The following is a 26,122-nucleotide window of genomic DNA, read 5'->3' on the forward strand; positions in this document are numbered from 1 at the left end:
CTTTCTTTATGTTATAAATTCAACTTTTATTTCTTATGCCACCAAAGCGGTTCCGTAATTCCCGGTATGACAGTTGGTGCACTTGTGTTGTAATCTAATGACTCTTTGGAGTAGATAAAACGACTTGGGAAGGCACCTTTTGCCAATGAACTGTTTGGGTTATAAGCCAGCTCACCTGTTGCATAATTATCGTTAGTCGTTTCTACATTTCCTAAAGCCGGAATTCTAGTACGATTGATGTCAAACCAAGTGTCCCATGCCTGACAACGAGTGCTGGCTACCCATTTCTGAGTAAGGATACATTTCAACATTGTATTTTCACTTGTGTCGTCGAAAGCATATTTACCTCCGTCAGCAATGAAATCTGTTGCATCGTGACTCCATCTTTCAAATGATAAATTAACAGCATTCTCGTAATGAGTTTTGGCATTGCCTTTATCACCAAGTCGTGCGTAGCATTCGGATAGCAGGTATTCTGTTTCAGCAGCCGACATATAGTAAACAGGGTCGAGTGCACCGATGACAGCCCGGGAGGTTTCTCTAATGGAGTAAAGCTTAGAATCTCTACTTCCGTAAGGAATAGCTTTATACGCTGAGTAGTCAGATCCGGCTGTTGTCTCATAAAAGTCTTTGATACGTGGATCGTCATTCTCATTCAAATATTGGTAGAGAGTAGTGCAGGCACGTACATTGTTCGTTGTATTTAACTGGCGACGGTCATTCTCATAGAACGGATTCGATTTGTTTACTACATCTTCAAAACAATGGACCGTTGCATCATCTTTCAAGAAATCACCCGCAGCAAGCATTGTTTGAATTTCAGTTTTGTTTGCTTCGAAGTCTCTCATGAGCAGTTTTAGTTTTAACGTTTTGGCAAACCGAATCCATTTCGTCATATCACCATCATAAATATAATCTTCCACACTCATAGCGAGCAACCCTTTTGCAGATGCATCGTCAGCTTTATCGATAGCATCATTCAACATTTGGATGATCCCTGGATAAACTACGGTTTTGCTATCGTCATATTTGCAGTTCTTACCTTTCAATGCTTCGGTGAAAGGAATATCTCCATAAGCGTCAGTTAGTACGTGATAGGTGAAGGCAGTCATTACTTTACCTACTACCCAGTAATTCCAAGCACCTTCGGCTTCTGACTTCTGGATTACAAGATCAAGGTCGGGCAGCACGTCGGCATAAGGGATTCTCCATAAACGCAAGTCACTGGAAGAGGTCATCGCATAATTGACAAGTGTGATATACTGGCTTGATGATGGATTCTGAGTGTAGTGCTGTGCCCACATAGAGCCGTAGAGTTGATATAGATATCCCATGACTCCCGCCGAACCTGTGAATGCAGATGGCAGTAGGGCTGATACAGTTACTTGTGATTCTCCCGGATAGTTCGGGTTCTCATTGATGTTCAGATAATTTTCGCATGAAACAAATGTTCCGAACAATAGAGTGCTAAGTACACCTATATATATTTTTTTTAATCTTTTCATATTCAGTCATTTTTTAGAATACAATTTTGATACCTCCTCCTATGTTACGTGTAGAAGGAAGTGAAGCGAATTCACCGATTTCCGACAGGATATCGTTACCGAAGTTGGTGATTTCCGGATCGACATAGTTGTTAGCTTTCGGAGTCCACATAAAAAGGTTACGTCCAATGAAGCTCAAGTCGAGTTGTTGAATACCCAGTTTAGAAATCAATACTTTGGGGAATGAGTATGATAGTACTAATTCTCTCAGTTTCACATAGCCTTTCGGGATAACAAAATTCTCGAACTGACTTCTGGAATAAGCGTCACTATAAAAGTTACTCATGTTGTCGCTGGTTACCGGATTATTATTTTCGGCATATCCGCCATTGGGTAAGGCCATTACAGAGTTCGGAACAACAAACGGTTCACGGTTATTGAACACTGAGCGTGTGGTGTTACCGACGAAGTGCATCAACTGCGCTGTGTAAGAATACATATATCCTCCTTTGCGCCAATCGGCTACTGCCGAGAGAGTGAAACCTTTGTACGTGATACGTGTATTGAATCCCATGTTGAAATCAGGAGCTGAAGAACCGATAGTTTTCATTTCACTGTTACTCGTTGTCGGAATGCCGTTTGCATCTACGATCACTTTTCCGTAATAAGGACTATTTGGGTCCTGTACAGTAGCAATGGCTGGGACTTGGAATATACCGAGAGGTTCGCCCACCTTGGCTACGAAGTTGGCGCTGTACGCTGTTTGCAGTACATATTCCGTTACAGGAGTATCACCTTCATTCCAGAGTTCTTTTACTTTACTCCAGTTTTTACTGAATGTGACACCGAGATCCCATTGGATATCCTTGTTACGAATTGGTGTCAGGTTTACTGACAACTCGATACCTTTATTGGAAATCTTCCCCACATTACGAGTTGCCGTAGTGTAACGAGTTTCCGGAGCGACGTTTGCTGCTATAATTTGGTCTTTGGTCAGCTTATTGTAGTAAGCAAAGTCGATGTTGATTCGGTTGTCAATAAAATTAGTTGTTATTCCCAATTCCCATTCGGAAGTCTTTTCCGGTTTCAGATGGTTGTTTGCCTGACGGTTATATTCTGTTAGGCCCAATGCACCATTCAATGGAGTATAGATATATCCGAAACCTGTTGATATCTGAGTCGGTACGAAATAAGGCATTGTCCGGTAGACATTGGCATCATTACCAGTTTGTCCCCAGGCTGCACGTACTTTCAGGTAGTTCACAATGTTATTTTTCAGAGAAGGAATCATATCCGTCAGAATCACTGAAGTGTTGATGCCACCGTAGAAAAAGCTGTTTGCATGAATCGGCAATGTAGACGACCAGTCGTTACGTCCTGAAAGATTGACAAACCAGAAGTTTTTGTATCCGAACTCCACCTGACCAAATGCTCCGATTGTTCTGCGTAATTCACGATAGTTAGTGCTGAGTGGTTTGTCGATACCATTTTCAAGGTTGTACCAACCAGCCATGAATAAACCATCAAGGTAAGATTTCAGGTAAGAAGATTTCCGCTGGTTGAGGTTCCAACCAAGAGTACCTCCTAAAGTGATATCCTCACCGATGTTGTAGTTGGCATTCATGAAGAGGGTAGCGTCTAATTGGTCGTAGTTGTCAGAACGTTCTGTATACGTACCTCTTTCATCTGATTTACCTCCATCTGCACTGTAAGAGTTTTCCGCATAAGTCAATTTGGCTGTACGTAGTTTCTGGCGGGAGTTGGTAAAGTCGCCACCGAGACGGCTACTGCTTTAAGACCGGGCATTACTTCATAAGCAAGTTCCAGTTTACCATAGATACGGTCATCTTGGTAGTTATTCTTGTTGTTAGCAAGTACCCAATAAGGATTTTGTGCATACCAAGTGTAATAGTTATTACCATCATAACGAATGTCATTGAAATCTTTCATGACTGAGTAGTCAATGTCTACCGGATGTTGAATTAGTTCCTGTTGCATGGTAGCACCGGCTTTCCCTTGCCCTGCGGCGGCTTTGGTCATATCCTTACGAATATAGCTGACATTAACGTCTGCACTGAACTTATCGAATTTCATGTTACCACGAAGGGAGAACGTGTTACGCTCATATTTATCGGCATTATTCGGCAGGATACCATTTGAGGTGGTGTTTCCATAAGAAAGGAATAAACCTACTTTTTCAGTACCGGTCCGAATGCTTATATTATTGTTCATTTCGAATCCTGTAGTGTAAAAGTTACGTAAGTTGTCTTTTATGAATGAATAATGTTTTTTCATCTGAGGATCGAGGTTGTACGAACCCCATTCATTCATTCTTCCATCGAGTGCAGGTCCCCATGAACCGTTTTCACTTCTGTCCCAAGTGCCCCAACCTTGACCAAACTTATCCTGATCTTGTGGAACACGTAATACGTTGGAGGCCATGAACGATCCATCATACGAAACGGTCAACTTCTCTTGTTTCGCACGTTTAGTTGTAATCATAATAACTCCATTAGCAGCACGTGAACCATAAAGTGCAGTTGCCGAGGCACCTTTTAGTATGGTTACTGATTCTACATCCTCCGGATTAATATCATTTGCACCGTTACCAAAGTCTACAGCGTCATTTGCCTCGATCACTCCGTTGCCTTTATCATTAGACAAGCTGGTATTGTTGGATATCGGAACTCCGTCGATTACATACAATGGTTGATTGTTGGCGAAAGAAGAGTAGCACGAACGATTACTTTCTGTGAACTACCAGCTGTACCGGAATTAGAAATATTAAGTCCGGCTACTTTTCCTGAAAGCCCTGCCATTACCGAACCGGATTTAGCTGCGATCAAGTCATCGTTCTTCACAGTAGAAGAAGCATATCCCAAAATCTTTTCACTTCTCTTGATACCCATAGCAGTTACTACCACTTCGTCCAATGCCTTTGCATCCGATTTAAGTACGATTTTCAATACTCCATCTTTGATGCTAACATCTTGTGGGGCCATCCCCATGTAAGACACATGAAGGGTTTTGGCTGTGGCGGGAACTCCTGAGATAGTAAACTTGCCGTCAATATCGGTGATTGTTCCTTGTGTAGTTCCAGCTACCAATATTGATGCACCTACAACGGGTAATCCGTCTTCCGCAGAAGTAACAACTCCTGTTACTTTCGACGTTTGCGCTGTCATTATACCTACACTTACAAAAAGGCAGGCCAACGTTAATAATAATTTCTCTTTCATAAAACTCTCTCTCTTTAATTTAACTTATAAAAACTGTTGTTTGCTTTCTAACTAAGTATTAATTCTCATTGATAACTAAACTCTGTGCTGACCTTTATGCTGAGACAACATCTTTTACGTTAGAATTGTTTGCTTACAATGAATAAATTTAAAGTAGAGTGGTTATTTTTATGACATTTTGAATGCAGGCTTAATATTTATGCAATTTAATAAATAAAAAATAATAGTTTAAAAAAGTATTATTGGCTGGTTTGTCCACATCTCTTTATCAAGGAAGGTATAAAAAGAGAGGCTGTATCTTTTTGTTATGGCATCTCCGTTTCCATCTGGAATTTGCGACTTACCTTCATTAGGTTGATAGTGTAAGTTACCACGTTTTGTGCTTCCTGAACCATAGTGAGATAAACCATGCTTACACGTATACTACCTGTCTGACTTTGGATACGTTGTAACTCCTGACGTTTCAGATGAGAAAGTTGGCCGTTCAGGTCGTTGGCACGACGAATTACTTCTTCCATATCGTTATAGTCATTGTTTTCCAATCTCTTGCGGCATTGTTGAATCAAATAGGTGATATCTTCTGCTACGTCGCTGAATTCACCTTTCTGAATAGCATCCAGCGGGTTGAAATTATTATCGATATGTTCCAAACAAGGTTCGCTGAGACGGGCGATACTGTAAACTAGTTCACTGGCAAAGTCATTTCCTTGATAATAATAAAGTCCTTTTTCAAGAACAGTCGTGTTGTCAAGGCGACACATGGCAACTGTTCCCGTACGTTTCATCTGTTTGATGAGTTGTTTTTCGAATTTGGTAGCTCCCATAGAACGCCGTAGCCCTCTCAGGTTTTCGTGGATAAATGAATTCACAGTTAATTCGAAGTTGGTTTCTGCATATTCTAATACCTTGGCTAGTTCCTCACGGGTATGTTGGCGCATTAATTGCAAAGCTTCTTCTTCGTCGGTAGTTTGCATCAGTTGTTTTAATGTCTCGTTAGCTTGTTCTTTTGCTTTACGTTTCTTATACATTATTTGGCTACGTATTAGAATAAAGACAGCAATACCAATCAGGACAATGATAGATATATTTCCTCCATAATGCAATACCATCGTTACAAAGAAACAGATGGTAAAGGCTGCGCCGGCTGTGATGAACCATCCTCCGATAACACTTAATACGCCAGTAATACGGTAAACGGCTGAGTCACGTCCCCAGGCACGGTCGGCGAGCGAGGTACCCATGGCAACCATGAAGGTTACGTAAGTAGTAGAAAGCGGCAATTTCAAGGAGGTTCCCAAGGCAATAAGTAACCCAGCAAGTACTAAGTTTACGGAGGCCCGGACTAAGTCGAAAGCTGCTCCGTCAGCAATGATAGCTTCATCTTTGCGGAAACGGGTATCGAGCCATTTCTTAGTACCTTCTGGTGTGATGCGTGATATTGTGTTAGCAAGGGTCATACTTATACGGACCATGGTACGGGCGATTGGTGTACTTCCGAAGTTCTCTTCTCCTTCATCCTGACGGGAGAGATCGACAGAGGTTTTTATAACGGCATGTGCTTTTTTTGAGGTGCATAAGGCATATACCATAATGGCTCCGGCACCGATCAGGAAATACCAGGGTGTTTTTGCCGGACCGAGTAAGGATGTCATCAGGAAGCTGTCGGGAGTAGTACCGTTTCCATTCATTGTAAAATCAATAAAAGAGGAGTAACCGGCTAAAGGTACACCGATAAAATTTACCAAGTCATTACCGGCAAAAGCAAGGGCGAGGGCAAAAGTTCCCATCAGTACTACTATTTTAAATACATTGACTTTCAGCCAATGAAGTACTTGCATCAGGATAGTGAAAAACACGAATAGTATGAAGATTAGCATCAGAGTATTCTCTTGTATCCACAATTTATTTTCGGGTGTCATGAAGGAACTGTCCTTCAAACCTTTAATAAGCATAAAGTAGATGATGGAAGTAGCGGCGATACCTCCGAACAGCCCGATTCTATATTTGATTTTTTGGGTATAATTGAAAGTAAAGACTACGCGGGCAATCCATTGTACCACCATACCAAAAAAGAAAGCGATTGCAACAGATACGAAGATTGCCATGATGACGGAGAGTGCTTTGTCAGTATTGATAAGTTGCCCCAGACTGAGTGTGTTGTCGGCATTTACTTTAATCAATGAAAGTGCAAAGGTTCCTCCAAGAAGTTCAAATACCAAGGATACGGTGGTAGAGGTAGGCATTCCCATTGAATTGAATACATCCAGTAGTACGACGTCGGTTAGCATAACGGCAAGCAATATGCACATAATTTCCGCAAAATAGAAATGTTCCGGTTGGTAGATACCGTGTCGGGCGATGTCCATCATTCCATTAGATAGTGAAGCTCCGATGAAAATACCTATACCGGCAATGAATAAGATAGTTTTGAATGAAGCGGCTTTTGCTCCTACTGCTGAATTTAGAAAGTTTACCGCATCGTTACTCACACCGACGATCAGGTCGAAGACTGCAAGTACGAAGAGGAAAATGATAATGCATAAGTAAATTGTCTCCATAAAAATGTGTATGTTATTTCTGAGTGCAAAAGTCTGATTTTGACGTTGCAGTGAAATGTCGTATGTGTTACATTTGTGTTACAAGCTGAAAGTGTCTGGTAAAGGTATTATACAGGACGAATGGAAGGAGAGACTTGTGAGAGATTTCTTTCGGATGGGATATATAAATGAAAGATGAAGATGTTCTGTTTTTAAGAATATAAGAGGGAGTAGTAGGATATAAAAGATGATTATAGAGCGAATTATGTATACTTTGTTGCAAGAATATACATATTTCTTGTTTGTAATTGTATTTGTTTGCAAATAATATACTGTTTTATCTGACTTAAATGGTAGTTACTTTGTATGTGAGGCGAAGTTCCTTTTAAAGGAACCTCACCTTGCTCGCCGACCAACCTCGCCTTCCTTTAAAACCAACCTCGCCTTCCTTTAAAACCAATCTCGCCTTCCTTCTTAACAGAGCTGAAATGTGTACTTTTATTAGCTTCCTGGCTTTCTTTTTTATACTTGTTGGAAAAGATAATATCATGCGAAATAATCAAAAGGCGTATTGGCTTGTTGTGTATTTGATGAATAACGTTACGATTTTGTGTAAAGAATGGATTTTGTCTGTCAAAATGATCGATGAATAATTCGAATCTCTCGCATTTTTGCCCTAAACACTAAGAAAAGCTGAGAAATAATAGGCAGAAGAGCCAGAATGTGCCGTTTTTAAGATTGGCACCCTCTAGCTCTTGCTCGTTATTTGGCTTTTCTACATTTTATTTTACTTATCTGCCCGAAATCTCATTAAACTGTTGTCTGCTTGTTCAGCCAGTCATAAAAGTAATATTGTGCTCTGATAGCAGCTTTTCCGGCAGGTCTTTTTTTGAAAACATTATTCAATTGGCCGTCCACCCAACAGGCCTTTTGATTATCTCTCAGTTGGATATGTAGTAATTCTATTAAATCACTTTTTAAATCGGGATCAAGAATAGGGGTGACAGCTTCAATTCGGCGATATAAGTTACGTCTCATCCAGTCAGGAGAACCCATGAAGAGATCGGGATTACCATTGTTTCCAAAATACCAGATACGGGCATGTTCCAGAAAACTATCAACAATGCGTGTTACACGAATGTTACGACTGTAAGGCAGTCCCGGATGAGGCAGCAAATACCTCGGACAATCAGGTCGATTTTTACCCCCCGTTCAGAGGCTTCATAAAGTCGGTCGATCATAGTTGGGTCTTGAAGTGCGTTCATTTTCAAAATGATTCGTCCTTCTTTTCCTTGTTCGGCAAGAGAGATTTCCCGGTCAATGAGCTGGTTTAGTTCCGGAATCAGGTTAAAGCGGGCAACCAGCAACGTATTGAATTTCGGATTTTCTTTTCCTTGTAGCGTGCGGAAGAGGTTATACAGGTCATTCACGATTTCTTTCCGACAAGTGAATAACCCGCAGTCTGCATAAAGCGTGGCAGTTTTTTCATTGAAGTTACCCGTACTGATGTATGCGTAACTGGGAACCTTTTCCCCATTAAACCCGCGGCGTCGTACAAGAGCTACTTTGGCGTGCACCTTCAGTCCGGGAATACTATAAATAATCTTGATGCCTGCTGCTTGCATCATTTCAGCAGTTGCCAGGTTGTTTTCTTCATCAAAACGGGCTTTAAGTTCTACAAAAACAGTTACTTTCTTACCGTTCTGCGCGGCAGCTATCAGTGTGTTAATGACAGCGGAGTTTTCCGCTACCCGATATTGGGTAACCATGATTTCTCGTGTTTCAGGATTGTGCACTGCTTCGTAAAGAAAATGAATGAAATGGTCGAAAGAATGATAAGGATAGTATAATAACAAGTCCTTCTTAGCAACATAATTGAAGATTGACTCCTTTTCATCAAGACAAGTTAGTCTCATCGGCTTCGGCTTCTCAATAGGACGGAGCGACTTGTTCGGATTAGGCAGATGACGCAAATCTTCCAAGTTCAGGTGCTTGTCTCCAGGGACAAGCTCGTCACGATGGATATGGAAAGCATCCATCAGGAATTCGAGAAAGTCTTGTGGCATAGAACGGTCATAAACAAATCGGCAGACATCTCCAATCTTACGCTTTTTCACTTTCTGCTTTAATTGTTTTACGAGGTCGGCGCCGTTGGTCGTGTCGTCAATGAGAATATCGGCATCACGGGAAATCTTGATGCTATAACTGGAATCTACTTCATAACCAGGGAAAATAAGTCCGAGGTTTGCCTTGATGATGTCTTCAACAAATATCAGATAATGGTTTCCTTCGTGTGCCGGAAGTTCGATAAACCGGGGGACCTTAGCATAGGGTTGCTTCATTACGAAATAAAGCGGCTTTCCTCCCTCCTTGGGGTATAACCGTATGGCGAGATAGAGCCGATTATCCCGTAAAAAAGAGATAATCTTATCTTTTGAGACGGGAACAGGTTGCAGGTACGGAAAGATTTCTTCCCGGAAGAAGTCTTTGATAAATTTCTGATGGAACGGTTCCACATGTCTGCTTTGGTAAAAAATGATATGATTCTTTTTTAGGGCCGGCAGTATCATTTCTTCGTAGATACGCACACGATCGTCTAACTGGCGGGTAACTTCCCGGTTTATTTCTTCCACTAGTTCTCGTGCCGACTGCACACTTTCTTCATCACTTTCCGTTGCGCCGGATGCCACTGCTTTGTGGTCCGCCACACGAATTTTATAGAACTCTTCCAAATTGGCAGAGTAGATAGAGATAAAATTTATTCGTTCGTACAGTGGCAGATGTTCGTCGCGGGCTTCCAGTAATACTCGGTAATTGAACGATAGCCAACTAATGTCCCGTTTAAAATAATTATACTTGTTTTCCATGCGCTTCAAAGTCAAGATTTCCTCCAAATATACTATCTTTGTGGAATTAAACAAAAGATTTTATGACAAGAATAGGATTATTATCAGATACTCACGCTTATTGGGATGAAAAATATTTGGAATATTTCGAACCCTGTGACGAAATCTGGCATGCGGGAGATATCGGTTCTCTGGAAGTAGCGGAGAAACTCATCGAGTTTCGTCCGTTTCGTGCCGTTTATGGGAATATTGATGGTCAGGAGATTAGGAAACTATTTCCACAAGTAAACCGTTTTACCGTAGATGGGGCGGAAATACTGATGAAGCATATTGGAGGTTATCCGGGAAAATATGATTCCTCTATCATTGGGAGTCTGATGACGCGTCCACCAAAATTGTTTATTAGCGGACATTCCCATATATTAAAGGTAAAATATGATAAAACATTAAATATGTTACATATTAATCCGGGAGCTGCCGGGATATCCGGTTTTCATAAAGTACGGACATTGGTGCGCTTTGTCATTGATCAGGGAGCCTTCAAAGACTTGGAAGTTATTGAATTGGCCGGGTGAAAAATGATTTTAAAATTTTGCCACGTCAGATTTCTTTCCGACCTTTGCACGCAGTAACGAATAACTCAGACGAAGATGAAAGGAATTATTCTGGCAGGAGGGAGTGCTACGCGTCTCTATCCGCTTTCTAAAGCGATTTCCAAGCAAATAATGCCTGTGTATGACAAGCCGATGATTTATTATCCGCTATCTACACTGATGTTGGCTGGAATACGTGAAGTATTGATTATCTCTACCCCGCGTGATCTTCCTATGTTCCGCGATTTGTTGGGGACAGGTGAAGAACTAGGAATGTCGTTTTCTTATAAAATTCAGGAGAAACCTAACGGCTTGGCGCAGGCTTTTGTACTTGGGGCCGATTTTCTGAACGGAGAACCGGGTTGCCTTATCTTGGGCGATAATATGTTTTACGGTCAGGGATTTTCTGCTATGCTTCGCCGTGCTGCCAGCATAACAAAAGGTGCATGTATTTTCGGCTATTATGTGAAAGATCCTCGCGCTTATGGTGTGGTGGAATTTGACGAACAGGGAAAAGTGATGTCTCTGGAAGAAAAACCGGTACATCCGAAAAGTAACTATGCTGTTCCTGGACTTTACTTCTACGACGCTACTGTAACTGCAAAAGCTGCTGCACTCCGACCTTCGGCGCGTGGAGAATATGAGATAACGGATCTGAACCGTCTCTATCTGGAAGAGGGCACATTGAAGGTAGAACTATTTGGACGTGGATTTGCATGGCTTGATACAGGAAACTGTGACAGCTTATTGGAAGCTTCCAATTTTGTGGCAACCATTCAGAATCGTCAGGGTTTCTATGTCAGCTGTATCGAAGAAATAGCTTGGCGTCAGGGATGGATTTCATCAGAGCAACTATTTGTGTTAGGACAACAACTTGAAAAGACGGAATACGGTAAGTACCTTATAGAACTGGCAAAACAATCCTAAAATCAACATAAAGAATTATATATGAAAACTTATTTAGTGACCGGTGCTGCTGGATTTATTGGCGCCAATTATATAAAGTATATTCTAGCTAAACACAGTGACATAAAAGTGATTGTCCTGGATGCTTTAACATATGCAGGTAATCTGGGTACTATTGCAAAAGATATTGATAACGAACGTTGTTTTTTTATAAAAGGCGATATCTGTAATCGCGAAGTGGTAGATCGTCTTTTTGCTGAATACCGTTTTGATTATGTAGTGAATTTCGCTGCTGAAAGTCATGTAGACCGTAGCATTGAAAATCCTCAATTGTTCTTGATAACTAATATTCTCGGTACTCAAAATCTGTTGGATTGCGCTCGTCGTGCATGGGTGATGGGTAAGGATGAACAAGGATATCCTACCTGGAGGAAAGGCGTACGTTATCATCAGGTATCTACAGACGAAGTATATGGTTCTCTTGGAACAGAAGGTTACTTTACTGAAACAACTCCGCTTTGTCCTCACAGCCCTTACAGTGCATCCAAAACAAGTGCTGATATGGTAGTGATGGCTTATCACGATACTTATAAAATGCCGGTAACAATTACCCGTTGTTCTAATAACTACGGTCCTTATCACTTCCCGGAGAAACTGATTCCACTAATTATCAAGAATATTCTTGAAGGTAAACATTTGCCTGTTTACGGTGATGGCAGCAATGTGCGTGACTGGCTTTACGTAGAGGATCATTGTAAGGCAATCGATCTCGTGGTACGTGAAGGTAAAGAAGGTGAAGCATACAACGTAGGTGGACATAACGAAAAAACAAATCTTGAAATCGTGAAGCTAACCATTGCAACGATCCACCGATTGATGGAAGAACATCCCGAATATCGTCAGGTCTTGAAGAAAAAAGTAAAAGACGAAAAGGGAGAAATTACAATCGATTGGATAAACGAAGATTTGATTACCTTTGTTAAGGATCGTTTGGGACACGACCAACGTTACGCTATTGACCCAACTAAGATCACAAACGCTTTGGGGTGGTATCCGGAAACGAAATTTGAGGTTGGTATTGTGAAGACTATCGAATGGTATCTGAATAATCAGGCTTGGGTCGATGAAGTGACCAGTGGCGATTATCAGGGATACTACGAAAAAATGTACGGGAAATAATTCCGGAGATTACTTGGAATATTCAGCCTAGTCCTAACAAATTTAGGCTGAATCAAATTAAATAATGTGATCTTGTACTTCATAAGTCTTCATCTACAAGTATTGTTTAATAGATGTACAAGAACTTCCCGAAAGATGTACTTGAATAGATAGATTGATGTACAAGAGTAGTCTGAATGAAGTACAAGATTGCTATGAAAGAAGTACTAGAGTTGGATAAATGGTGTGTTTGATTTAGCTTATCAGCATTCCAATTGATAAAAGAATACCGAATAACAGCATATTACGCGAAGTTTCGCCTAATATGCTGTTTAATTTTTTACCGTTATGAATTTGTATCATTCGTTTCCATGTGATGATATGAGGAATTAGATAGAACTGCGGTAGAAGGGCAGCAAACATATGCCCTTCGATAAGAAACCAAAAGCAGAGTAGGGAGGCAGACAATCCTAATATAAAGTAAAGGTATTGCCCAAAATGCTCTCCAAAGCGAACGATAACAGTCTGTTTACCGCTTTGTGCGTCTGCTTCGCGGTCGCGATAATTGTTTACTACTAATAATGTATCGATCAGTAATCCGCAAATCAGAGAGGTAATGGTAACATCCGGTGTCCACGTCAATGTTTGTACGTAATAAGTCCCGCCTACAGGTACGAAACCGAAAAAGACGATAACTAGAACATCTCCCCAGCCATTATAAGATAAGGATAAGGACCAGTAGTGTAGAGAAAAGCAAAAAGTACACAGAGCAATCCTACGAGTACCAATTCCCATCCGGCATAGAATAGCAGTACGCTGCCGATAAGACAGGCAAGTACTACGGTGATAATGATTCCTGTCCGCATGGCTCCTGCTGAAATCCACCCTTGTGCACAGGCACGTTCCGGACCAAGTCGGTCTTCTCGGTCAGTGCCTTTGAGATAATCGAAAAGGTCATTGATGAAATTGGCCGCAATCTGCATGAAGCTTGCAAACAGGCAACAAATAAGAGCAGGAAGCCATTGAAAATGTCCATCCATTGTAGCAAGTGCTGTACCTACCATGACAGGAGTAATGGCTCCTGTCAGTGTTTTGGGACGTGCTGCCAATATCCAAGCATGTAGCGAATTCCGTTTAACTTTTTCCATTCTATTATTGTTTATCTCTGTATAATTAAATGCTTTGACGGACAAAGGTACATGAATTTTTTTATCTTTGTACTTTCATTATATTAAAAGACTATGAAGAAGAAGTTTTATCCTTTCTTATTATTGGGGGTGTTATTTGCTTTCGTCTCTTGTAAGTCGAAGAAAAATATGATAGCAAGTTCATCTGCCTCTACTTTGACTATAGATACCGTTACCCCATTAAAGAAAGATACCCATGTTCCTTCCAAGCATTCGGAAGTCAATGATCTGGGTGAAGAAATTGAAAAGGAACGCAAAGCAAAAATCTTTTCTGATGAAACGGTACCTGGAATAAAAATATCCTATTCTGCATTAGACTTGGGTACAGATTATTCCGGTATAGAGCGTGTGATGTATTATGATTTTATAAACGATGATATTCCTGAAGCATTTGACGGATTTCGTATTGCTTTTATTTCTGACTTGCATTATAAAAGTTTGTTTAGGCAGACTGCATTGCGCAATCTTGTCCGTTTGTTGAATAAGCAAAAAGCAGATGTGCTGTTGATGGGAGGGGATTATCAGGAAGGATGTGAACATGTGGAACCCTTGTTCGCTGCACTCTCGGAGGTGAAAACTCCGATGGGAACATACGGTGTGATGGGAAATAATGATTATGAACGTTGTCATGACGAGATCATCCGTACGATGGAATATTATGGAATGCATGTATTGGAGCATAAAGTAGATACTCTACGCAAAGGCGGTCAGCAGATATTGATTGCTGGTGTGCGTGATCCTTTTAATAGGACAAAGAATGGGGTGTCTCCAACATTGGCGCTTTCACCTAAAGACTTTGTTATTCTTCTGGTGCATACTCCGGACTATGTGGAAGATGTGTCGGTAGCTAATACGGATCTTGCTTTGGTGGGACATACTCATGGTGGACAAGTACGCATATTTGGTAAAGCTCCGATACAGAACTCTCATTATGGTATGCGTTTTCTTACAGGATTGGCTTATAACTCAGATCAGATACCACTGATCGTAACAAATGGTATCGGAACTTCACAGTTACCTATCCGTATCGGTGCTCCTGCAGAGATAATAATGATAACTCTTCACAGTACACAGAAGAAATAGTCAGTTTATGAAAAAGGGGTGATGGATAACGCAATAGAGTAATCAATCTTATGACTACAGTAATTCATCTTTTGTATGCATAGCCAAGTAATTCCAAACTCTTGGATGAACGAAGTAACGGACATCTTTTCCTTCGGAAAGTGCTTGGCGGATAAAAGTGGAACTGATCTCAAATACAGGTGAATGAACGAGACGTACAGTTTTCGGAAGTTCCCTTTTTTCTATAGGGTAACCCGGACGTGGATAAATGAGCAGCTGATTTTCTTTGATGATCCGTTCGGATTGATACCAACGATCGAAACGTGTCCAATTATCGGCACCGATAATGAAATAGAATTCCCGTTCGGGATAAGTAGCATGTAACTTATCTAATGTGTGAATACTGTATGATGGACGAGGTAAATGAAATTCGAAATCAGAAGCATGGAAACGTGGATAATCTTCAACAGCCAGTTCTACTAATTTAAGGCGTAGTTCGTCACTCCATAGTTCTGAATGTGCCTTTAGAGGGTTTTGTGGGCTTACTAAAAACCATATTTCATCCAGTCCCTCATATTCGCAAAGGTAATTAGCTATAGCTAAGTGCCCGATATGAATCGGATTGAATGACCCGCTGAATATTCCGGTTTTTAATTTAGTAACTTTATCCATTTAGGGAAAACAATGGCTTGTCTGAGGGTTATTAACAGTAGAATAACGGCAAAGATCCACTTCTCATAAAAGAAGAAAATATACCAGAACTCAGGCTTACAATACCTGTGGCAGCACATAGAATCGTCATGTTTACAATTGTCTTTCTAGGATACTTCTTTGCCATTTTCCTTTATTTTTATCTATTTCTCCAAAAACTCTTTGATTACTTTCAGAGCTTCCACTTTAGCTGTTTCCAAATCGTCATTGATAATGACCTTATCGAATTTGGGAGCAAAACTCAACTCAAATTCAGCTTTAGCTATACGACTTTCAATTACTTCCGGATTATCCGTACCTCTACCTTCCAGTCGACAACGTAACTCTTCAACAGAAGGCGGCTGAATAAAAACAGACAGAGCCCGGTCACCATAGAATTTCTTGATATTGCATCCGCCTACTACATCCACGTCAAAAATAACGTTTTGTCCTTTTTCCAATTGCTTTTCTACCTGAGACTTCAATGTCCCATAATAGCGGTCTGTATATACTTCTTCATATTCCAAAAACTCATTATTCTCTATACGATAACGAAACTCTTCAGGAGTAAGAAAGAAATATTCAACTCCATGTTTCTCTGTTCCGCGCGGAGCGCGGCTAGTGGCAGAAATAGAGAAAGCAAGATTCAAATCCTGCGTTAATAGATAATTGATGATAGTAGACTTTCCTGAACCTGACGGAGCAGAAAAGATGATTAATTTACCATTCATAATAAAAATAAAGAATTAAGAATGAAGAATGAAGAATTGCTGTGCTATTTGTAATGTTACGTAGAAATTTTTCACTCTTTATTTTTACATAACGTTCAATACTTGTTCTTTAATTTGTTCCAATTCATCTTTCATTTGCACGACGATCTTTTGCATTTCGGCATGGTTGGATTTGCTACCAAGTGTATTGATTTCACGTCCCATTTCCTGAGCGATGAATCCTAGTTTCTTGCCCTGACCGTTACCATTTTCCATGGTGCTGATAAAGTATTTTAAGTGGTTATTGAGGCGTTGCTTCTCTTCATTGACATCGAGCTTTTCGATGTAGTAGATTAATTCTTGTTCCAATCGGTTCTTGTCGTAGTCCACACTTAAAGTTTTTTCAAGTGCATCGGTGATACGTTCTTTTACTCTTGTTACACGTTCTTTTTCGTAAGGAGTCACTGTTTCGAGCAAATGAGTGATATTAGTGATTTTCTCGCGGAATTTCTTTTCCAATGCAGCGCCTTCCTGCTTACGGAACTCTACAAGATTATTGATAGCTTCCAATACAGCCACATGTACCATTTTCCATTCTTCTTCAGTCAGCTCTTGAATCTCTGTTTTTGTCATAACATCCGGTAGGCGGAGTAATGTCTGAAACCAGTCTGTCGGAACAGGGATACCAAGATTTTCAGAAATGTTCTGGATTTGTTTGTAGTAACCTTCTAACAATGTTTGATTGATAGGAGTCGCTCCTTCCGTACCTTCCTTTTTCTCTATCCACAAGCTGAAATCAACCTTTCCACGCTCCAGTATTTTGGAAATCTCATTGCGGATTTCAATCTCTTTTTCACGATAAATAGGGGCTATGCGGGTGAAGAGGTCCATAGCTTTGCTATTGAGCGACTTGATTTCTACGTTTATCTTTTTATCAGGAAGTTCGGCAGTAGCTTTGCCATATCCTGTCATTGACTGTATCATAATCTTAAAGTTTTGTGCAAAAGTACACGATTATTTTAAGAATTGGAAATAATCATGTAAATTTGCCACAATTTAATAAGCTCATTTTTATGTCGTGTATACTAAATATTGAAACCTCTACCTCTGTTTGCTCGGTAGCGGCCAGTCAAGACGGACAGACGATTTTTGTGAAAGAAGACTTGAAAGGCCCTTCACACGCCGTCTCTTTAGGAGTGTTTGTAGACGAAGCGTTATCATTTATCGATAACCATGCCATACCGTTGGATGCAGTTGCAGTCAGTTGTGGACCGGGTTCTTATACCGGGCTTCGTATCGGGGTTTCGATGGCAAAAGGTATTTGCTACGGTCGTAACATTCCATTGATTGGCATTCCTACTCTGGAGGTTCTCTGTGTACCGGTACTGTTACAGCAAGATCTGCCGGAAGATGCACTGCTTTGTCCAATGATTGACGCCCGCCGTATGGAAGTATATGCAGCTATTTATGATCGTGCTTTGAATGTGAAACGTGAGATTGCGGCTGACATCGTAGATGAGAATTCATATCTTGAATTTCTAAACGAACATCCGGTTTACTTCTTTGGTAACGGAGCTGAGAAATGTCGTGAGAAAATCACTCACACGAATGCACATTTCATAGAAAATATTCATCCATTGGCAAAAGTAATGTATCCATTGGCTGAGAAAGCAATAGCATTGGAAGATTATAAGGATGTTGCATATTTTGAACCATTCTATTTGAAAGAGTTTGTTGCATCATTACCCAAAAAACTTCTTTAATTGTTTTCTTATGTCATTATTTATAATTAATAATTCCTTATCTACTGAAGATATGCAATACAATACTCAACAAAAGAGAATGCCGCTTCCCGAATACGGACGTAGCATCCAAAATATGGTGGATTATGCGCTGACTATCCAGGATCGGGCCGAACGTCAGCGTTGTGCCAATACAATTATCAACATTATGGGGAATATGTTTCCTCATCTGCGTGATGTTCCTGATTTCAAGCATAAACTGTGGGATCATTTGGCTATTATGTCTGGTTTTGAGTTGGATATCGATTATCCATACGAAATAATCCATAAGGATAATCTGGTTACTAAACCGGAACCGATACCTTATCCTAACGTTCGTATGCACTACCGTCATTATGGGCATACATTGGAAGTCTTGATAAAGAAAGCCTGTGAGTTTCCGGAAGGAAATGAAAAAAGAAACCTGGTAGCAATGATTTGTAACCACATGAAGAAAGACTACATGGCTTGGAACAAAGACACAGTGGACGAACGTAAGATTGCAGAAGACCTGAATGAACTTTCGGGTGGAAAGCTTCAACTAACAGATGATATTATTCGTCTTATGGCAGAACGTCTGAGTCAGAATTATCGTCCGAAAGCAAATTATAACAATAACAGAAATAATAATCAACGCAGAAGATATTAATCAGAATTATATGGCTTCATTTGTAATCGAAGGAGGACATCGGCTCAGTGGGGAAATCTATCCTCAGGGTGCTAAAAACGAAGTTTTGCAGATTATCTGTGCCACGTTGCTGACTGCAGAGGAAGTAACTGTGAACAATATACCTGACATTTTGGATGTCAATAACCTTATCCAGCTTGTGCGGGAAATGGGAGTAACGGTTGCAAAGAATAGCATTGATTCTTATACCTTCAAAGCAAAGAACGTTGATTTGGCCTATCTGGAGAGTGATGAATTCCTGAAAAAGTGCTCAAGCCTTCGTGGCTCGGTTATGCTGATCGGTCCGATGGTAGCGCGTTTTGGCAAAGCGCTAATTTCAAAGCCGGGGGGTGATAAGATTGGTCGTAGACGCTTGGATACCCACTTTGTTGGCATTCAGAACTTGGGAGCTGATTTCCATTATGATGAAGAACGTGGTATTTATGTAATAACTGCAGAACGACTTCAAGGAAATTATATGCTGTTGGACGAAGCTTCCGTTACCGGAACTGCCAATATTGTGATGGCTGCTGTGCTTGCTAAAGGTACGACTACTATCTACAATGCAGCTTGTGAACCTTATTTGCAACAACTCTGTCACATGCTCAATCGAATGGGAGCAAAAATCAGTGGCATTGCTTCTAATCTACTTACGATCGAAGGTGTAGAAGAACTGCATGGAACGCAACATACCGTATTGCCCGATATGATTGAAGTGGGCAGTTTCATCGGTATGGCAGCCATGACCAAAAGTGAAATTACCATTAAAAATGTTTCTAATGAGAATCTGGGGATTATCCCGGAAAGCTTTCGTCGTTTGGGTATCAAACTGGAGCAGAAAGGAGATGATATATATGTCCCGGCTCAGGAAACATATCAGATAGAATCTTTTATAGATGGTTCAATTATGACCATAGCCGATGCACCTTGGCCGGGTTTGACGCCTGACTTGCTGAGCGTATTGTTGGTAGTAGCTACCCAGGCCAAAGGAAGTGTATTGATACATCAGAAAATGTTTGAAAGTCGTTTGTTCTTTGTGGACAAACTAATAGATATGGGAGCACAGATTATCTTGTGTGATCCGCACCGGGCTGTTGTCATTGGGCATAATCATGATTTTACCCTGCGTGGCGCCCGTCTTACTTCTCCGGATATTCGTGCTGGTATCGCCCTGTTGATTGCCGCCATGAGTGCGGAAGGAACAAGCACTATTAGTAACATCGAACAGATAGACCGCGGATATCAGAATATTGAAGGACGTCTGAACGCAATCGGAGCAAGAATAACTCGTATATGATAAAGAAAGAAGAAGTATATAGGATCGGTATATTTAATAAACCGCATGGCATACATGGTGAATTGCAATTTACTTTCACAGATGATATTTTCGATCGTGCAGATTGCGATTATTTGGTATGTCAGCTCGATGGAATCTTCGTGCCTTTCTTTATCGAAGAATACCGTTTTCGATCAGATTCTACCGCTTTGGTGAAGCTGGAAGGAGTAGATACTGCCGAACGGGCCCGGATGTTTACCAATGTTGATGTTTATTTTCCGGTAGAACACGTAGATGAAGCAGAAGCCGGGGAATTGTCGTGGAACTTTTTTATCGGTTTCCGAATGGAAGATGTTCACCATGGACTGCTGGGGGAAGTCGTGGATGTAGATATCACTACAGTGAACACTCTTTTTGTTGTCGAACAGGAGGGAGAAGAACTTCTGGTTCCTGCGCAGGAAGAGTTTATTTTAGGCATTGATCAGGAGAAGAAGCTTATCACAGTGGAGCTTCCTGAAGGATTGCTGAATTTAGATGATTTGGAAGAAGATTAAAATAGATTGTAGTAACTAATTAGAAATTTGTAATTAACCGAGGAATGCCAAATAGAAGACGAAGTAAAGCTTTCTGGAATAATTTCAAGTTCAAGTACAAACTCACAATAACCAATGAGAACACACTTGAAGAGATAGTAGGGCTTCATGTATCCAAGCTTAACGGTCTCTCTGTTTTGCTGAGTGTACTGGCAGTGCTCTTTTTGATAGCTGCTAGTATCATTGCTTTTACTCCTTTGCGTAATTATCTTCCCGGTTATATGAATAGTGAAGTTCGTAGTCAGATTGTGAATAATGCACTACGGGTGGATTCTCTCCGGCAGGTATTGGACAAGCAGAATCTTTATATCATGAATATTCAGGATATATTTAGCGGAAAGGTACGGATCGACAGTGTTCAAACGTTAGATTCACTGACGGAAGCCCGGCATGATACGTTGATGGAGCGTACTAAGCGTGAAGAGGAATTCCGTCGCCAATATGAAGAAAATGAAAAATATAATTTGACATCAAGTGCTTCTCAACCAGATGTAAACGGATTAATTTTCTATCGTCCGGCACGTGGTATGGTTTCTGACCATTTCGATGCGGAGAAGAAACATTTCGGAACTGATATTGCGGCTAACCCTAATGAAAGTGTGTTGGCAACAATGGACGGAACGGTTATTTTGAGCACTTACACAGCAGAAACAGGTTATCTGATAGCTGTGCAGCATAATCAGGATTTTGTTTCGGTCTACAAACATTGCGGTTCGCTGCTAAAGAAAGAAGGCGAACGGGCAAAAGGAGGAGAAGCTATTGCTCTAGTAGGGAACAGCGGAACACTCAGTACAGGTCCTCACTTACACTTTGAACTCTGGTATAAAGGTCGTCCGGTTAATTCGGAGAAATATATCGTGTATTAAGTGGAGAGGATGATGAAAAGAAAAAAAAGGAATTTGATCATAATGAATATAGAGAACAATAAAAAGAAAAAACAAATAGTAATTTTAGGCTCTACCGGTTCGATCGGTACACAGGCGCTACAGGTAATTGAGGAACATCCAGATTTTTACGAAGCCTATGCACTGACAGCTAATAATCGGGTGGAACGACTGATTGATCAGGCAAGGAAGTTTCAACCGGAAGTGGTAGTGATAGCCAACGAAGAGAAATATCTTCAGTTAAAAGAAGCATTGAGTGATCTTCCCATCAAAGTATATGCGGGTACAGATGCTATTTGTCAGATTGTAGAGGCAGGACCTGTTGATATGGTGCTGACTGCTATGGTAGGATTTGCAGGACTTAAACCAACGATCAATGCGATTCGAGCAAGAAAAGCCATAGCATTGGCCAATAAAGAGACATTGGTTGTAGCCGGAGAGCTGATTAATCAGTTGGCACAGCAATATCATACTCCTATTTTACCGGTTGATTCCGAACACTCCGCTGTCTTTCAGTGTTTAGCAGGAGAGGTAGGTAATCCGATTGAGAAAGTAATACTGACAGCTTCGGGGGGCCTTTCCGTACTTGCACATTGGAACAACTGAAATCTGTGACGAAGGCACAAGCTTTGAAACACCCAAACTGGGAAATGGGAGCTAAGATCACAATCGACTCAGCATCTATGATGAACAAAGGTTTTGAGGTAATCGAAGCCAAATGGTTGTTTGGTGTGCAGCCCAGCCAGATAGAAGTAGTAGTACATCCACAATCCGTTATTCACTCGATGGTACAATTCGAAGACGGTGCGGTGAAAGCACAACTTGGCATGCCGGACATGCGTCTGCCTATTCAGTATGCGTTCTCTTATCCGGATCGTATTCCTTCTTCTTTCGACAGGCTCGATTTTACAAAATGTACGAATCTGACGTTTGAACAACCTGATACGGAACGTTTCCGTAATTTGGCGTTGGCCTATGAAGCGATGTATCGTGGAGGAAATATGCCTTGCATTGTAAACGCAGCCAATGAAGTAGTCGTTGCTTCTTTTTTAAAGGATGGTGTTAGTTTTCTCGGAATGAGTGATGTGATAGAGAAAACAATGGAGCGTACAGCTTTTGTATCTACGCCAACATATGAGGATTATGTAGCAACTGATGCGGAGGCGCGGAGAATTGCGAAAAGCTTGATATAAGATATATTTTTAGAGAAATAGATTAGTATTAATATAAATTGAAAGTAGCCTCAGGTTCTTCCTTTTAGGGAGATAGGATGAAAGAGGCTTTAAATTGTGATTATATGGAAACATTTTTGATTCGTGCCCTGCAATTGATTATGAGCCTTTCGCTGCTCGTCATCATTCACGAAGGTGGGCATTTTCTTTTTGCCCGTTTGTTTAAGGTGCGTGTAGAAAAATTCTGCTTATTCTTTGACCCTTGGTTTACTCTCTTCAAGTTCAAGCCCAAGAAGAGTGAGACTGAATATGCTATAGGATGGCTACCTTTGGGTGGTTATGTAAAGATTGCTGGTATGATAGATGAGTCTATGGATACCGAACAGATGAAGCAACCGGAAAAGCCATGGGAATTCCGTTCCAAACCGGCTTGGCAACGTTTGTTGATTATGGTAGGCGGTGTGCTGTTCAATTTCTTATTGGCACTGTTTATCTATTCAATGATCCTTTTTGCGTGGGGTGACCAATATATTAAGGTACAGGATGTTCCCCTTGGTATGGATTTCAATGAAACAGCTAAATCTGTAGGCTTTAAAGACGGAGACATTCTATTGTCTGCTGATGGTGTTCCTTTTGTACGTTATGATGGCGATATGTTGAGCCAGATTGCCGATGCTCGTGAAGTTAGTGTGTTTCGTGACGGCAAGCAGGCTTCTGTATACATTCCCGAAGATATGATGCAACGTTTGATGACGGATAGTATCCGTTTCGCTTCTTATCGTTTTCCGTATGTAGTAGATAGTGTAAGAGTTAATTCTCCGGCTGCACTTGCTGGTGTTCAACCGGGAGATAGTATTATTGCTCTGGATGGAAAACCGATTTCTTATTCAGACTTTAAAGAAGCAATGGCAGATCGTAAAAAGAATGAAGCTGCACTTCGTAAAGACAGCATTGATCCTCGCGTGATCACATTGACTTATGTACGTGGTGGGGTGACAGATAATCTGACCATGCAAGTAGATACAGCTTACCTGATGGGCGTAAATGCTTGTATCGAAACTGAACGTCTTCTGCCAATGGTGAAGAAAGAATATGGTTTCTTTGAGTCTTTCCCGGCAGGAGCTGCTTTGGGTGTAAAAACATTGAAAGGATATGTAGGGAACATGAAGTACCTCTTTTCAAAAGAAGGAGCGAAACAGTTGGGAGGTTTCGGAACGATCGGTAGCATTTTCCCTGCTACATGGGATTGGCACCAGTTCTGGTACATGACAGCTTTCTTGTCTATTATTCTTGCATTTATGAATATTCTTCCGATCCCTGCATTGGATGGAGGACACGTACTCTTCCTCTTTTATGAGATTATAGCACGCCGTAAACCAAGTGATAAGTTTATGGAGTATGCTCAGATGACTGGAATGATCCTGCTCTTCGGACTATTGATATGGGCGAACTTTAACGATATATTGAGGTTCTTCTTCTAGCTTTTGAAGGAGCAATTGTGAGTGTCTAATTCTCTATGAACAAAATAAAAAATAGCTGTATAGGACTATTGGGGTGTCTGGTAGTTGCTTTTACAATGAAGGCGGAGCAGGCATGCCCGATTGACGGAGAATAAATGTGTTGTTCCTTATTATTACAGAGATTCTTATCGGTTCGGAAGTTGCCTCTAGCAATCTGGATGTAGAGATCTCCGGTTGGAACTTTGAAAAGGTACGTGTTGCGACCGAAAATCGTTGGAATAAACATCTGTCGTCTATTTCAGTAGAGACTGAAAATGAAGCTGATAAAAAGATCTTTTACGGTGCTCTATACCGTTCTCTATCTTACCAAGAATCTATAGCGATGTCGGTGGGACACATCCTGCTTTTTCTTTAAAAGATTCGATAGTCAGTGAACCTTCTTTTGTGTACTATGATGAATTCAGTGCATGGGATACTTATCGTGTGTTAATGTCTTTGGTACATTTGATAGATCCTGAGAAAGGGAAAGATATGGTCTCTTCTTTGGTTTCGAAGTATGAACAGGGAGGATGGTTACGTATTTTTCCTTATTGGAATAGTTATACTTCTGCAATGGTAGGAGACTATGTAATTGCTATGATAGGTGATGCTATCATGAAAGATATTCCCATTCATCATTTGGAAAAAGCCTATGAAGGAGTACCTAAGAATGCGTTTGAATCTCCGGCTTCACATGCAGATTATGCTGGTGGCAAGGGGGAGAGGTCTGACTTTTTATATAGAGTATGGCTATAGTAAATGGCGAGAAGGTTACAATTACTTTAAATCTTGTTCCTTATAAAAATTCTCTTGATTCATAAGATGTTGTTTCTTACTTTCAATTACTATATTTTCAGCATCTTTTTCTCCCGTTCCAAATCCGTCTCATCTAGTTTCGGTGAAGGTACTGTACAGGTTTTGATGTAATCTCCTTCTTGGCAAGTATAATTGTAATACACTTCCAATTCCGGTGTCAGTTCTCCTTTCGGAACTAGTTTGCCTTCCATCTTCAGAAATTCATTGATGTCCGTACTGTCTGATTGCTTCACCAGTACGATCCGTCGGGCTATTGGATTATGATTGTAATCCAGGCAGAGATACAAGCCTTTCAACATACTGGGGAATTCATAATGCGGGAGTTGCAGATAAATAGTGACCAAGGCAAATTGAGGTAAGTCTCTTTCATTAAACATTAGGTATGAATTCTGATGATTGCTGATAATACCGCCTCCCCAATGAACGGATTTATAAGCATTAATCATACCGACCTTCACATACTCACTGTTTTCGGAAGTACTAATCATGTAAGGCTCGATTTTCAGGCTGTCCGTCGAAGAGGAAAGACTGTAACTAAGATAGATACCACTATAATTATAAACATCCTGTATAGATTCCTTCATTTCCATTACGAGTAATTTGGCCAGAGGGTTTCCACTATCTGCTTCGCTCTGATGTTCAGGCTCCATTTCGAGAAGCAGCAATTTCATGGAGCTTACATTATTTAATAAGCGTTTCTTGGATACATTATTAACTAATGCCAATGCCTCATCCAGAGCATCATCCGGAGTGCATGTCTTCAAAAGATCGATATAAGCAGGTAAAACACTGGAGTACAAAGCAGACAATACACTTGGAGCCATGTCCACCCGATCAGCAATTTCTTTCATCTTCACTCCGCTATTGCGTAGGTACTCTATTCTTTTATATACTTCTGTCAGTTCATCCATGATTTGGGTTGTCGTAATTTTGAATTATGTTGCAAAGGAATGACTGTTATATTATGTTTCTGTTGCATGAATATTACATTAATATTTCAATATATCAAAAGCATGAAATAT

Annotated in this window: 16 protein-coding genes and 5 pseudogenes; 12 read left to right on the plus strand and 9 right to left on the minus strand. The window is 40.7% G+C overall.

Annotated features, from left to right (window positions below; translation table 11 throughout):
- Positions 1 to 26: 26 nt before the first annotated feature.
- From JCM17102_RS06930 to JCM17102_RS26555, 4 genes and pseudogenes are all read right to left on the minus strand, one after another.
- Positions 27 to 1,505 (minus strand): SusD/RagB family nutrient-binding outer membrane lipoprotein, encoded by a 1,479-nt coding sequence (locus JCM17102_RS06930; protein ID WP_025074548.1) that lies wholly within the window; start codon positions 1,503 to 1,505, stop codon positions 27 to 29.
- A gap of 13 nt (positions 1,506 to 1,518) precedes the next feature.
- Positions 1,519 to 4,723 (minus strand): annotated as a pseudogene (locus JCM17102_RS26550) (SusC/RagA family TonB-linked outer membrane protein).
- A gap of 305 nt (positions 4,724 to 5,028) precedes the next feature.
- Positions 5,029 to 7,281 (minus strand): inorganic phosphate transporter, encoded by a 2,253-nt coding sequence (locus JCM17102_RS06940; RefSeq protein WP_025074549.1) that lies wholly within the window; start codon positions 7,279 to 7,281, stop codon positions 5,029 to 5,031.
- Between the two features lie 789 nt (positions 7,282 to 8,070).
- Positions 8,071 to 10,127 (minus strand): annotated as a pseudogene (locus JCM17102_RS26555) (RNA degradosome polyphosphate kinase).
- A 62-nt stretch (positions 10,128 to 10,189) separates the two neighbouring features.
- Here JCM17102_RS26555 and JCM17102_RS06955 point away from each other — a divergent pair.
- The 3 genes from JCM17102_RS06955 (at position 10,190) to rfbB (ending at position 12,784) form a co-directional block, all read left to right on the plus strand.
- Complete coding sequence (locus JCM17102_RS06955) at positions 10,190 to 10,681, plus strand: metallophosphoesterase family protein (protein ID WP_025074551.1); 492 nt, start codon at positions 10,190 to 10,192, stop codon at positions 10,679 to 10,681.
- 75 nt (positions 10,682 to 10,756) lie between these two features.
- Positions 10,757 to 11,626: a glucose-1-phosphate thymidylyltransferase RfbA gene (rfbA, locus tag JCM17102_RS06960; protein ID WP_025074552.1), complete on the plus strand. Its 870-nt coding sequence runs from the start codon at positions 10,757 to 10,759 to the stop codon at positions 11,624 to 11,626.
- A gap of 21 nt (positions 11,627 to 11,647) precedes the next feature.
- Positions 11,648 to 12,784 (plus strand): dTDP-glucose 4,6-dehydratase, encoded by a 1,137-nt coding sequence (rfbB, locus tag JCM17102_RS06965; RefSeq protein WP_025074553.1) that lies wholly within the window; start codon positions 11,648 to 11,650, stop codon positions 12,782 to 12,784.
- 234 nt (positions 12,785 to 13,018) lie between these two features.
- Here the strand turns inward: rfbB and JCM17102_RS26560 are convergent.
- Positions 13,019 to 13,911: pseudogene (locus JCM17102_RS26560) on the minus strand (1,4-dihydroxy-2-naphthoate polyprenyltransferase).
- Positions 13,912 to 14,004: 93 nt separating this feature from the next.
- Here JCM17102_RS26560 and JCM17102_RS06975 point away from each other — a divergent pair.
- Positions 14,005 to 15,033 (plus strand): metallophosphoesterase, encoded by a 1,029-nt coding sequence (locus JCM17102_RS06975; RefSeq protein WP_025074554.1) that lies wholly within the window; start codon positions 14,005 to 14,007, stop codon positions 15,031 to 15,033.
- Positions 15,034 to 15,087: 54 nt separating this feature from the next.
- Here the strand turns inward: JCM17102_RS06975 and nadD are convergent, their stop codons facing one another.
- The 3 genes from nadD to JCM17102_RS06990 all read right to left on the minus strand — a co-directional run bounded on the left by nadD (position 15,088) and on the right by JCM17102_RS06990 (position 17,396).
- Positions 15,088 to 15,684 (minus strand): nicotinate (nicotinamide) nucleotide adenylyltransferase, encoded by a 597-nt coding sequence (gene nadD, locus JCM17102_RS06980; protein WP_025074555.1) that lies wholly within the window; start codon positions 15,682 to 15,684, stop codon positions 15,088 to 15,090.
- Positions 15,685 to 15,866: 182 nt separating this feature from the next.
- Positions 15,867 to 16,433 carry a guanylate kinase gene (gene gmk / locus JCM17102_RS06985; protein ID WP_025074556.1) on the minus strand — a complete coding sequence of 189 codons (567 nt, stop codon included), beginning with the start codon at positions 16,431 to 16,433 and terminating at the stop codon, positions 15,867 to 15,869.
- An 84-nt stretch (positions 16,434 to 16,517) separates the two neighbouring features.
- On the minus strand, positions 16,518 to 17,396 hold the full coding sequence (locus JCM17102_RS06990) for a YicC/YloC family endoribonuclease (RefSeq protein ID WP_025074557.1): 879 nt from the start codon (positions 17,394 to 17,396) through the stop codon (positions 16,518 to 16,520).
- Between the two features lie 89 nt (positions 17,397 to 17,485).
- Between JCM17102_RS06990 and tsaB the strand changes: the two genes are divergently transcribed.
- From tsaB to JCM17102_RS07035, 8 genes and pseudogenes are all read left to right on the plus strand, one after another.
- Complete coding sequence (gene tsaB / locus JCM17102_RS06995; RefSeq protein WP_025074558.1) at positions 17,486 to 18,175, plus strand: tRNA (adenosine(37)-N6)-threonylcarbamoyltransferase complex dimerization subunit type 1 TsaB; 690 nt, start codon at positions 17,486 to 17,488, stop codon at positions 18,173 to 18,175.
- Positions 18,176 to 18,227: 52 nt separating this feature from the next.
- The gene (locus JCM17102_RS07000; protein ID WP_025074559.1) at positions 18,228 to 18,842 is read left to right on the plus strand and encodes a DUF4290 domain-containing protein; all 615 of its coding nucleotides are present in this window, start codon (positions 18,228 to 18,230) and stop codon (positions 18,840 to 18,842) included.
- Positions 18,843 to 18,852: 10 nt separating this feature from the next.
- Positions 18,853 to 20,157: a UDP-N-acetylglucosamine 1-carboxyvinyltransferase gene (murA, locus tag JCM17102_RS07005; protein WP_025074560.1), complete on the plus strand. Its 1,305-nt coding sequence runs from the start codon at positions 18,853 to 18,855 to the stop codon at positions 20,155 to 20,157.
- Positions 20,154 to 20,690 carry a ribosome maturation factor RimM gene (gene rimM / locus JCM17102_RS07010; protein WP_025074561.1) on the plus strand — a complete coding sequence of 179 codons (537 nt, stop codon included), beginning with the start codon at positions 20,154 to 20,156 and terminating at the stop codon, positions 20,688 to 20,690. Before murA ends, rimM begins: the two co-directional genes overlap by 4 nt.
- Before the next feature lie 44 nt (positions 20,691 to 20,734).
- A complete protein-coding gene (locus JCM17102_RS07015; protein WP_025074562.1) occupies positions 20,735 to 21,595 on the plus strand; it encodes a M23 family metallopeptidase in 861 nt (286 codons plus the stop codon).
- Between the two features lie 42 nt (positions 21,596 to 21,637).
- Positions 21,638 to 22,806 (plus strand): annotated as a pseudogene (locus JCM17102_RS26565) (1-deoxy-D-xylulose-5-phosphate reductoisomerase).
- Positions 22,807 to 22,910: 104 nt separating this feature from the next.
- Positions 22,911 to 24,266 carry an RIP metalloprotease RseP gene (gene rseP, locus JCM17102_RS07025; protein ID WP_025074563.1) on the plus strand — a complete coding sequence of 452 codons (1,356 nt, stop codon included), beginning with the start codon at positions 22,911 to 22,913 and terminating at the stop codon, positions 24,264 to 24,266.
- Positions 24,267 to 24,402: 136 nt separating this feature from the next.
- A pseudogene (locus JCM17102_RS07035) lies at positions 24,403 to 25,040 on the plus strand (glycoside hydrolase domain-containing protein).
- Between the two features lie 89 nt (positions 25,041 to 25,129).
- Here JCM17102_RS07035 and JCM17102_RS07040 read toward each other — a convergent pair.
- The gene (locus JCM17102_RS07040; RefSeq protein ID WP_025074566.1) at positions 25,130 to 26,011 is read right to left on the minus strand and encodes a hypothetical protein; all 882 of its coding nucleotides are present in this window, start codon (positions 26,009 to 26,011) and stop codon (positions 25,130 to 25,132) included.
- Positions 26,012 to 26,122: the final 111 nt, after the last annotated feature.

This window comes from Bacteroides faecichinchillae JCM 17102 (assembly GCF_000614145.1).
In the GTDB taxonomy this organism is placed as follows: Bacteria; Bacteroidota; Bacteroidia; order Bacteroidales; family Bacteroidaceae; genus Bacteroides; species Bacteroides faecichinchillae.